This window comes from Paraburkholderia sp. SG-MS1 (assembly GCF_012275575.1).
In the GTDB taxonomy this organism is placed as follows: Bacteria; Pseudomonadota; Gammaproteobacteria; order Burkholderiales; family Burkholderiaceae; genus Paraburkholderia.
The window spans coordinates 1-9,158 of record NZ_NPIH01000152.1; the positions used below are offsets into that span (position 1 = coordinate 1).

The 9,158-nt window shown below is 61.8% G+C and carries 8 protein-coding genes and 1 pseudogene; 3 read left to right on the plus strand and 6 right to left on the minus strand.

Annotation, left to right across the window (positions count from 1 at the left end; genetic code table 11):
* Positions 1–223: pseudogene (locus CIC12_RS11810) on the minus strand (SDR family NAD(P)-dependent oxidoreductase); the annotation flags it as partial.
* Positions 224–318: 95 nt separating this feature from the next.
* On the opposite strand from CIC12_RS11810, the gene CIC12_RS11815 reads away from it, so the two are divergent.
* The 3 genes from CIC12_RS11815 (at position 319) to CIC12_RS11825 (ending at position 3,406) form a co-directional block, all read left to right on the plus strand.
* Positions 319–1,350, plus strand: coding sequence for a CDP-6-deoxy-delta-3,4-glucoseen reductase (locus tag CIC12_RS11815; protein WP_168664294.1), 1,032 nt, complete (start codon positions 319–321; stop codon positions 1,348–1,350).
* 387 nt (positions 1,351–1,737) lie between these two features.
* Positions 1,738–2,922, plus strand: a complete 1,185-nt coding sequence (locus tag CIC12_RS11820; protein ID WP_168664295.1) for an acetylornithine transaminase — start codon at positions 1,738–1,740, stop codon at positions 2,920–2,922.
* Positions 2,923–2,935: 13 nt separating this feature from the next.
* Positions 2,936–3,406: a GNAT family acetyltransferase gene (locus tag CIC12_RS11825; RefSeq protein WP_168664296.1), complete on the plus strand. Its 471-nt coding sequence runs from the start codon at positions 2,936–2,938 to the stop codon at positions 3,404–3,406.
* An 87-nt stretch (positions 3,407–3,493) separates the two neighbouring features.
* Here the strand turns inward: CIC12_RS11825 and CIC12_RS11830 are convergent, their stop codons facing one another.
* From CIC12_RS11830 to CIC12_RS11850, 5 genes are all read right to left on the minus strand, one after another.
* Positions 3,494–4,210 (minus strand): ABC transporter ATP-binding protein, encoded by a 717-nt coding sequence (locus CIC12_RS11830; protein WP_042321530.1) that lies wholly within the window; start codon positions 4,208–4,210, stop codon positions 3,494–3,496.
* Positions 4,210–4,983 (minus strand): ABC transporter ATP-binding protein, encoded by a 774-nt coding sequence (locus CIC12_RS11835; protein WP_168664297.1) that lies wholly within the window; start codon positions 4,981–4,983, stop codon positions 4,210–4,212. Before CIC12_RS11835 ends, CIC12_RS11830 begins: the two co-directional genes overlap by 1 nt.
* A 17-nt stretch (positions 4,984–5,000) precedes the next feature.
* Positions 5,001–6,170, minus strand: coding sequence for an ABC transporter permease subunit (locus tag CIC12_RS11840; RefSeq protein ID WP_168664298.1), 1,170 nt, complete (start codon positions 6,168–6,170; stop codon positions 5,001–5,003).
* A 26-nt stretch (positions 6,171–6,196) separates the two neighbouring features.
* Positions 6,197–7,147 (minus strand): branched-chain amino acid ABC transporter permease, encoded by a 951-nt coding sequence (locus tag CIC12_RS11845; protein ID WP_168664299.1) that lies wholly within the window; start codon positions 7,145–7,147, stop codon positions 6,197–6,199.
* Between the two features lie 228 nt (positions 7,148–7,375).
* Positions 7,376–8,575, minus strand: a complete 1,200-nt coding sequence (locus tag CIC12_RS11850) for a branched-chain amino acid ABC transporter substrate-binding protein (protein ID WP_168664300.1) — start codon at positions 8,573–8,575, stop codon at positions 7,376–7,378.
* Positions 8,576–9,158 lie beyond the last annotated feature (583 nt).

The window sequence follows — 9,158 nt, forward strand, 5'->3', positions numbered from 1 at the left end:
CGGTCGGCGCGAGGCCCGCGAGCCGTTTCAGGCTGCGGCGCACATCGAGATCGCCGACGAGCGGCGTCACGCCGGCGGCACGCAGTTCGGCGCTGCGTTCGGCGTGGCTGGTCAGCGCGAAAACATGCGCGCGCGGGCGCAACAGCGGCACGCAGCGCATGCCGACATCGCCGCAACCTACGATCAGCACGCGCGGCCGGCGGAAGTTTCGTGTCGCTTTCATGGTGGACGCATTGTAGCCGTCAAGCGCGGCAGGTATCGCGCGGTTGATCCGGCGAGTCCGATAACGATTCCCGACTTTTCGATTTCGAACACTCTATGGCATTTAACGTCACGCTCCGGCAAAGCGGCCGGCAGTTTCAGGTAGAACAGGACGAACCGGTGCTGAGCGCCGCCTTGCGCCAGGGCATCGGCCTGCCCTACGGTTGCAAGAACGGCGCCTGCGGTTCGTGTAAGGGCACCGTGGTGAGCGGCGAAGTCGAACAGCGCGCGCATTCGTCGTCGGCGTTGTCGAACGACGAAAAGACGCGCGGCATGGCGCTCCTGTGCTGCGCCACCGCCTGCTCCGATCTCGAAGTGGATATCCGCGAAGTGGCCGGTGTCGGCGACGTGCAGGTCAAGAAGCTGCCGTGCCGCGTGAACGCGATCGAGCGCAAGGCCGACGACGTCATCGTCGTGAAACTGCAGTTGCCCGCCAACGAGCGTCTGCAGTATCTGGCCGGCCAGTACCTCGAATTCATTCTGAAAGACGGCAAGCGCCGCAGCTATTCCATGGCGAGCGCGCCGCATACGGAAGGCCCGATCGAACTGCACATCCGTCACATGCCCGGCGGCGCCTTCACCGATCACGTGTTCAACACGATGAAAGAGCGCGACATCCTTCGCTTCGAAGCACCGCTCGGCACGTTCTTCCTGCGTGAAGACTCGGACAAGCCGATCGTGCTGCTCGCATCGGGTACGGGTTTCGCGCCGCTGAAGGCGATCGTCGAGCACGCGCTGTACAAGAACCTCGAACGGCCCATGACGCTGTACTGGGGTGCGCGCCGGAAGAAAGACCTGTATCTGCTCGAGCTGGCCGAACAGTGGGCGCGAGAGATTCCGAACTTCAAGTTCGTGCCGGTGCTGTCCGAGCCTGACGCCGGCGACGCGTGGACGGGCCGGGTCGGCTTCGTGCACCGCGCGGTGATCGAGGACCTGCCCGATCTGTCGGAGTACCAGGTGTATGCGTGCGGCGCGCCGGTGATGGTCGAGTCGGCGCAGCGCGATTTCACGCAGCATCATAGTCTGCCGGAAGACGAGTTCTACGCGGACTCGTTCACGAGCGAAGCGGATCTGGCCAACGCGGTCTGAACGGGTGGTCTGAGCACGAGGTCTGCTCAGCGGCAAGGCCCCGCCGGTATGTCGGCGAGGCCGTCCTCGCGCAAGGTGTCAACATCAAGACCGCTGCGCAAAAAACCCGCTTCATGCGCCGCGGTGCAAATTCATGGTTTACACCGGCGCTTTCCTTGTCGTATTCTTTCGCGCATGAACCGCATCCAGTCCGAACTCCGACGTCGCCCCTCGCCGCTCCCTTAGGGACGCCGCTGGCTTCGTCACGGATTCGCGCCACACCAGGGCGCAAGCTGTTCGAATCATGAAAGCCACGGCATGCCGTGGCTTTTTATTTTCCGGCCGCTATCTGGCCAACCGGCCATTCACCTTCACTCTGCTTTCACCCGTCTCCTGGAGTCCGCCGTCATGAATTTCAATGAGTACCCGATCGAGTCGCTGATGTACATCACGAACCGGCCTGAAATCGTTTTCACGCACGGTAAGGGCTCATGGCTCTACGACAACAACGGCAAGCGCTATCTGGACTTCATCCAGGGCTGGGCAGTCAATAGCCTCGGCCATTGCAACGACGGCATGATCGAAGCGCTGAACAGGCAGGCGAAGCTGCTGCTCAATCCGTCGCCGGCGTTCTACAACGAACCGATGGCGCGACTCGCGGGCCTCCTCACGCAGCACAGCTGCTTCGACAAGGTGTTCTTCGCAAACAGCGGCGCCGAAGCCAACGAAGGCGCGATCAAGCTCGCACGCAAGTGGGGCAAGAAGTTCAAGGACGGCGCGTTCGAAATCATCACGTTCGATCACAGCTTCCACGGCCGCACGATCGCCACCATGTCGGCGAGCGGCAAGCCGGGCTGGGATACGATCTATGCGCCGCAGGTCGCGGGCTTCCCGAAGGCGGATTTGAACGACATCGCGTCGGTGGAAAAGCTCATCAACGCGAAGACGGTCGCCGTGATGCTCGAACCGATTCAGGGCGAAGGTGGCGTGATTCCTGCGTCGCGCGAATTCATGCAGCAACTGCGTGAGGTGACGAAGAAGCACAACCTGCTGCTGATCGTCGACGAAGTGCAAAGCGGCTGCGGCCGTGCGGGTACGCTGTTCGCGTATGAACTGTCGGGTATCGAGCCGGACATCATGACGCTCGGCAAGGGCATCGGCGGGGGCGTGCCGCTCGCGGCGCTGCTGTCGAAGGCGGAGGTCGCCGTGTTCGAAGCGGGCGATCAGGGCGGCACCTACAATGGCAATCCACTGATGACCGCGGTCGGTTATTCGGTGATCTCGCAACTGACCGCGCCGGGCTTCCTCGAAGGCGTGCGCGCGCGTGGCGAGTATCTGCGCGCGAAGCTGCTGGAGTTGTCGGAAGAGCGTGGTTTCAAGGGCGAGCGCGGCGAGGGTCTGCTGCGCGCGCTGCTGCTCGGTGAGGACATCGGCAACCAGATCGTCGAGAAGGCGCGCGACATGCAGCCCGACGGCCTGCTGCTGAACGCGGCGCGTCCGAACCTGCTGCGCTTCATGCCGGCGCTGAACGTGACGAACGAAGAGATCGACCAGATGATGGCGATGCTGCGTTCGATTCTCGACACGCTGTAACCGGAGCACGCCGATGACGACGAGCGCAACGCTATCGATCCGCCGCTTCGACGCGCGCGATACCGATGCCGTGGTCGCGCTGTGGCAGGAGGCCTTTCCCGAGTACCGCGACGCGACGAGGCCGCAGCGCAATCCGCATCTGTCGATCGCCAACAAGCTGGCGACCCAGCCCGAACTGTTCTTTGTCGCGGTGCTCGGCGAGCGCATCGTCGGCACGGTGATGGGCGGTTATGACGGGCACCGCGGCTGGATGTATTCGCTTGCGGTAGATGAATCGCAGCGTCGTCACGGCATCGGCACGCGTCTGGTCGCGCACGTCGAACACGTGTTGACCGGGCTTGGTTGTCCGAAGCTCAATCTGCAAATCCTGTCCGCGAAGAACGAGCTGCGCGCGTTTTACGAGGCGCTCGGGTATCGCACCGACGCGGTAATCAGTCTCGGCAAGCGCTTGGGCGAACTGGCGGACTCAGTGCCGGCTGCCTGAAGCACCGCACGCCTGAATGGAAAAGGCCGCATGCGTTTTCGCATGCGGCCTTTTTTTCATCAGTACGGCAGGGTTATTCAGTCCAACTCATTCACCCAGATAAGCTGCCCGTACCTTCGGATCGTCCAGCATCTGCTTCGCGTCGCCCGACATCGTGACCAGGCCCGAGTCCATCACGTAGCCGCGGTTTGCCGCCTGCAGCGCGAGGCGCGCGTTCTGTTCGACCAGCAGTACGGTCATGCCCTCGGCGGAAATCGCGCGGACCACCTCGAAGATCTTCTCGACCATGATCGGCGACAGACCCATCGACGGTTCGTCCAGCAGCAACAGCTTGGGGCGCGAGATGATCGCGCGCGCCATCGCCAGCATCTGCTGTTCGCCGCCCGATAGCGTGCCCGCGTATTGCGACGCACGTTCCTTCAGGCGCGGGAAGAAGCCGAACATGCGATCGACGTCCTTCTTGATGCCCTCCGTATCCGTTCGCAGATACGCGCCCATCTGCATGTTCTCGACGATCGACATGCGCGCGAAGATGCCGCGGCCTTCCGGCACCATCGCGAGACCGCGCTTGAGCAGCTCGTGCGCGGGGATGCCCTTGATCGACTGGCCCATGTACTCGATGTCGCCCGCCGCGTACGGCTTCAGCCCCGTGATCGCCTTCATCGTCGTGGTCTTGCCCGCGCCGTTCGCGCCGATCAGCGTGACCAGCTCGCCCTGCGCGACTTCGAGGTCGATGCCCTTGACTGCCTGGATGCCGCCGTAATTGACTTGCAGGCCCTTGATTTTCAACATTGCCGTTGCCATTAGTGGACCCCCGCACCCAGATAAGCTTCGATCACCTTCGCATCCTTCTGCACGTCCTGCGGCAGACCTTGCGCAATCACCTTGCCGTAGTCGAGCACCGTCATCTGGTTGCACAGACCCATCACGAGCTTCACGTCGTGTTCGATCAGGAGAATCGTCTTGCCGTCAGCACGGATCTTGTCGAGCAGCTTGGTCAGCTCCACCTTTTCCGTCGCGTTCATGCCGGCCGCCGGTTCGTCGAGCGCGAGCAGCTTGGGATCGGTTGCCAATGCGCGCGCAATTTCCAGACGACGCTGGTGACCGTATGACAGATTGCGCGAGGTGTAGTCCGCGTACTGCGCAATGCCGACGTAGTCCAGCAGTTCGACCGCGCGTTCCTTGATCTCGCGTTCTTCCTTGCGCTCGGCCGGCGTCTGCAACACCGCGCCGATCAGGCCATGCTTCGTGCGCACGTGGCGGCCAACCATCACGTTTTCGAGCGCGGTCATGCCACCGAACAGACGGATGTTCTGGAACGTGCGGGCGATGCCCGCCTTCGCCACCTGGTACACCGCGGTCGGCGTGTAGTTCTCGCCGTCGAGCTTGAACTCGCCCGAATCCGGCGTGTACAGACCCGTGATCACGTTGAAGAAGGTCGTCTTGCCGGCGCCGTTCGGACCGATCAGACCGTAGATCTGCCCCGCCTTGATTTGCAGGCCCACGTCGGACAGCGCCTGCAAGCCGCCGAAGCGCTTGTTGACGCCCTTCACTGACAGTCGAATGTTATCGCTCATGTTTTTCTCCCTGTCAGTTAAGCGCGCACCGGCTTTTTGCCGCTACGCTTCGCCAGTTTCGCGATTTTGTCTTCGTGCTTCGGCGACGGCCACAGGCCTTCCGAGCGATACAGCATGATCACGACCATCGCGAGACCGTACAGCAGCTGACGGATCACTTCCGTGTCGACGATTTCGTGGCCGAAGATCATGTTCTGCAGCGGACCCATCGTCGAGCGCAGGAACTCCGGGAACACCGCGAGCAGCACCGCGCCGAGGATCACGCCAGGAATGTGGCCCATGCCGCCGAGCACCACGCACGCCAGCACCACGACCGACTCCCAGAACGTGAACGATTCCGGCGACACGAAGCCCTGGAACGAACCGAACATCGCGCCCGACAGGCCGCCGAACGACGCGCCCATTGCGAACGCGAGCAGCTTCACGTTGCGAGTGTTGATGCCCATCGCCTTGGCGGCGATTTCGTCTTCACGGATGGCGGCCCATGCGCGGCCGATACGCGAATGCTGCAAGCGGGTACAGACCCAGATCACGAGCAGCGCGCACAGCACGAACAGGTAGTAATACGAGTACACCGACGGGAACTGGAAGCCGAACAGCGAGTGCGATTGCGCGAGACTGAAGCCGCCCACCTGCACCGGATCGATGCCCGTGATCCCCTTCGGGCCGTTGGTGATGTTCACTGGACGGTCGAGGTTGTTCATGAAGATCCGCACGATTTCCCCGAAGCCGAGGGTCACGATCGCGAGGTAGTCGCCACGCAGACGCAGGGTCGGCGCACCGAGCAGAATCCCGAAGAGCGCTGCGAGCGCCATCGCGATCGGCACGATGATCCAGATGGGCGTATGCAGCCCGTTCGGCGCGAGGTGCGCGATCCACTCGAACTGTGACGCGAGGTGCGGCGAGCTCAGCAACGCGGCCGTGTAGGCGCCGATCGCGTAGAACGCGATATAGCCCAAATCCAGCAGGCCGGCGAAGCCGACCACTACGTTCAGACCCAACGCGAGCATCACGTACAGCATCGCGAAGTCGAGCACACGGACCCAGTAGTTGCCGCCGGCCGCGCCGATGATCATCGGTGCGGCTATCACGAAAACCGCCGTGATGATGCCGACGGTCAGCGTCTTGCCCAGGTTCTTTTCAGGGATGAGCGTCGTGGACGGCTCGATCGGTTGAATTGAGGTCATGTCTATTTACTCCTTATGGCCCGGGATCAAGCGCGATCCGCAACGCGTTCGCCGAGCAGACCCGACGGACGGAACACCAGCACGACGATCAGCACCACGAACGCAAACACGTCCTGATAGTTACTGCCGAACACGCCGCCCGTGAGGTTGCCGATATAGCCCGCCCCCAACTGTTCGATCAGGCCGAGGATCACCCCGCCCACCATCGCGCCGCCGAGATTGCCGATGCCGCCCAGCACCGCCGCGGTAAAGGCCTTCAACCCGGGGATGAAGCCCATGTAGAAGTGTGCGTTGCCGTATTCGGACGCGATCATCACGCCGGCGAGAGCGGCGAGCGCCGAGCCGATCATGAAGGTCGCCGAAATCACGAAGTTCGGGTTCACGCCCATCAGGCTCGCGACGCCCGGATTCTCGGCGATCGCGCGCATCGCGCGGCCGAGCTTGGTCTTGTGCACGAGCAGCAGCAGGCCGCCCATCACGAGGAACGCCACCACGATGATCACGATTTCGGTCATCGAGATCACGGCGCCCGGCGTCGTGTCGGTGGCCTTGATCACGTTGATTGGATCAGTGGGCAGCAGTTGCGGGAACGGCAGCGGGTTGCGCGACCAGATCATCATCGCGAGGGTTTGCAGCAGGATCGACACACCGATTGCGGTGATCAGCGGTGCGAGACGCGGCGCTTTACGCAACGGCCGGTACGCCACGCGCTCGATCGTGTAGCCGACCAGCGAGCAGACCACCGCCGCGATGATCAACGCGATGACGAGCGTCGGCACGTTGCCGAGGCCGGGGAAATGGTTCTGCAGCACGCCTATGGCGGAGAGCGCGACCATCGCGCCTACCATCAACACGTCGCCGTGAGCGAAGTTGATGATGCCCAGAATGCCGTAAACCATCGTATAGCCCAGTGCGATGATGGCATAAACGCTGCCAAGCACCAGTCCGTTTAGGATCTGCTGGATGAAGATATCCATTTAATGCTCCTTAGCCCGTGCGGCTGGATTCGTTGTTCATCAGCCGGTGGGCGGTGATGCGCTACGGAATCTCAACGGCACTGCGGGTACTGATGTAAAAGACCGGTAAGGGTTATCCGCCGCCGGTTCGCCCTGACGACCGGGATGCGGTCGCGGGCTTGCCCTTGAACGGATGCAAAAACGGCACCGTTGGGTGGTTTCGGCGCCGTCAGGCTGAACGTTCCGTCATCACATCTTCACGACGTCGAGAACCGCTTTCTTGCCGTCCTTGAAGTCGTAAAGCGTAATGGCGCCCTCTTTCAAATCACCCTTGTCGTCGAACGCGATGTGACCGATTACCCCGTTGTAATCGGTCGAGGGCATCGCAGCCAGCACCTTGGGCGCCTCGATCGAATTAGCGCGCTTCATTGCATCGACGATCACGTACACAGCGTCATACGTGAACGGCGCGTAAATCTGCACCGGCGTGTGGAAGCGGTCCTCGTACTTCTTTTCGAAGTCCGCTCCGCGGTCCATTTTCGAAAGCGCGAGCCCTGCCTCCGAACAGACCAGGTTTTGCACGGCGGTTCCCGCCAGTTCACCCACCTTGTCGGTACACACACCGTCGCCGCCAAGGATTTTTGCCCTGATACCGAGCGCCGCCGCCTGCTTCGTAAACGGCCCGCCCGTCGCGTCCATGCCGCCGAACATGATCACGTCCGGCTGAACACTCTTGATCTTTGTGAGGATGGCCCGGAAATCCGTGGCCCGGTCGTTCGTCGCCTCCCGTGCGACGACTTTCGCCCCGCTCGCCTCGACGGTCTTCGCGAATTCGTCCGCGAGCCCCTTACCATAGGCGGTTGCATCGTCCACGATGGCGATGCGTTTGGCGCCCAACGCCTTGGTCGCGTAATTGGCGAGCGCCGGACCTTGCTGCGCGTCGGTGGCGACGACCCGGTAGGTCGTCTTGAAACCCTGCTGCGTGTACGCGGGATTAGTCGACGACGGCGAGATCTGCACGATGCTCGCATCGCTATAGATCTTCGAAGCCGGAATCGACACCCCGGAGTTCAGATGCCCGACCACGGCGACCACATGGTCGTCCACCAGCTTCTGCGCGACGGCGGTGCCCGTTTTCGGATCGGCCGCATCGTCCTGCGCGTCGAGCTGCAGTTGGATCTTGTGGCCGTCGATCGTCAAACCTTGCGCATTGATTTCCTCGACCGCCAGACGCGCGCCGTTTTCATTGTCCTTGCCGAGATGGGCGATGCCGCCCGTCAGCGGGGCCGCATGACCGATCTTCACGATAGTCGCCTCACTGGCGGGGGCCGCTGCTACCGCAGCCGCCGATGCGCCCGCTCCCGCCTCGACATCCTGTTTCTTGCCGCACGCCGTCAACGTCGCAACCGCTGTCACGATGGACACGGCATAAGCAAATTTGACTCGCATTAAGTAGGTCTCCTGCGCCTTGCAAAATCCGTTGTTCGGGACCGTAAGGCCTTGAGAACGCGCGCATTGTAACTCCAATTTTACGGGTGGCAATATTGTTGAACCGGTGGGGTTTTCCTGCATTGCAACCTTATTTTGTGAGCTAAAACCAATAAAAGGCGCAACCCGGTTGCGACATTTTTTTGTGCATCAGTTGCACCACCGCGGGACCCCGCGGCATCAAGTGTTGCAGCGAATCGGCCCGGCGCCCGGTTGGAGCGTGCTTTGCGTTATGTATTACCTTTCCGGCAATATCGAGGACGACGCACTACTTTAGTGCGTCAAAATTCGACGCAATGGATTAATGGTCGTTTAAGCGGGGGCACATCAGGTAGGAATGGATAAAAAACAGAATCACAGTTCAAAAGAATTTGTGCGGGAGGTCACTTGACCGGGCACAGCGACCTGATCTGGCGCTTTATTTTTCGTGCACTCGCCGGCTTGAGGGCGAAAAAAAACGCGCCCGCAGGCGCGCTTTCATCCAACCTGGTTCAGCGAAACCGTCAGGCCGGCAGACCCAATCCGCGCGGCAGCGGAAATGCGA

Bases quoted from the DNA above. Each gene is read 5' to 3' on its own strand.
- CIC12_RS11815 (WP_168664294.1), top strand. From the start codon at position 319: ATGGCATTTAACGTCACGCTCCGGCAAAGCGGCCGGCAGTTTCAGGTA.
- CIC12_RS11820 (WP_168664295.1), top strand. From the start codon at position 1,738: ATGAATTTCAATGAGTACCCGATCGAGTCGCTGATGTACATCACGAAC.
- CIC12_RS11825 (WP_168664296.1), top strand. From the start codon at position 2,936: ATGACGACGAGCGCAACGCTATCGATCCGCCGCTTCGACGCGCGCGAT.
- CIC12_RS11830 (WP_042321530.1), bottom strand. From the start codon at position 4,210: ATGGCAACGGCAATGTTGAAAATCAAGGGCCTGCAAGTCAATTACGGC.
- CIC12_RS11835 (WP_168664297.1), bottom strand. From the start codon at position 4,983: ATGAGCGATAACATTCGACTGTCAGTGAAGGGCGTCAACAAGCGCTTC.
- CIC12_RS11840 (WP_168664298.1), bottom strand. From the start codon at position 6,170: ATGACCTCAATTCAACCGATCGAGCCGTCCACGACGCTCATCCCTGAA.
- CIC12_RS11845 (WP_168664299.1), bottom strand. From the start codon at position 7,147: ATGGATATCTTCATCCAGCAGATCCTAAACGGACTGGTGCTTGGCAGC.
- CIC12_RS11850 (WP_168664300.1), bottom strand. From the start codon at position 8,575: ATGCGAGTCAAATTTGCTTATGCCGTGTCCATCGTGACAGCGGTTGCG.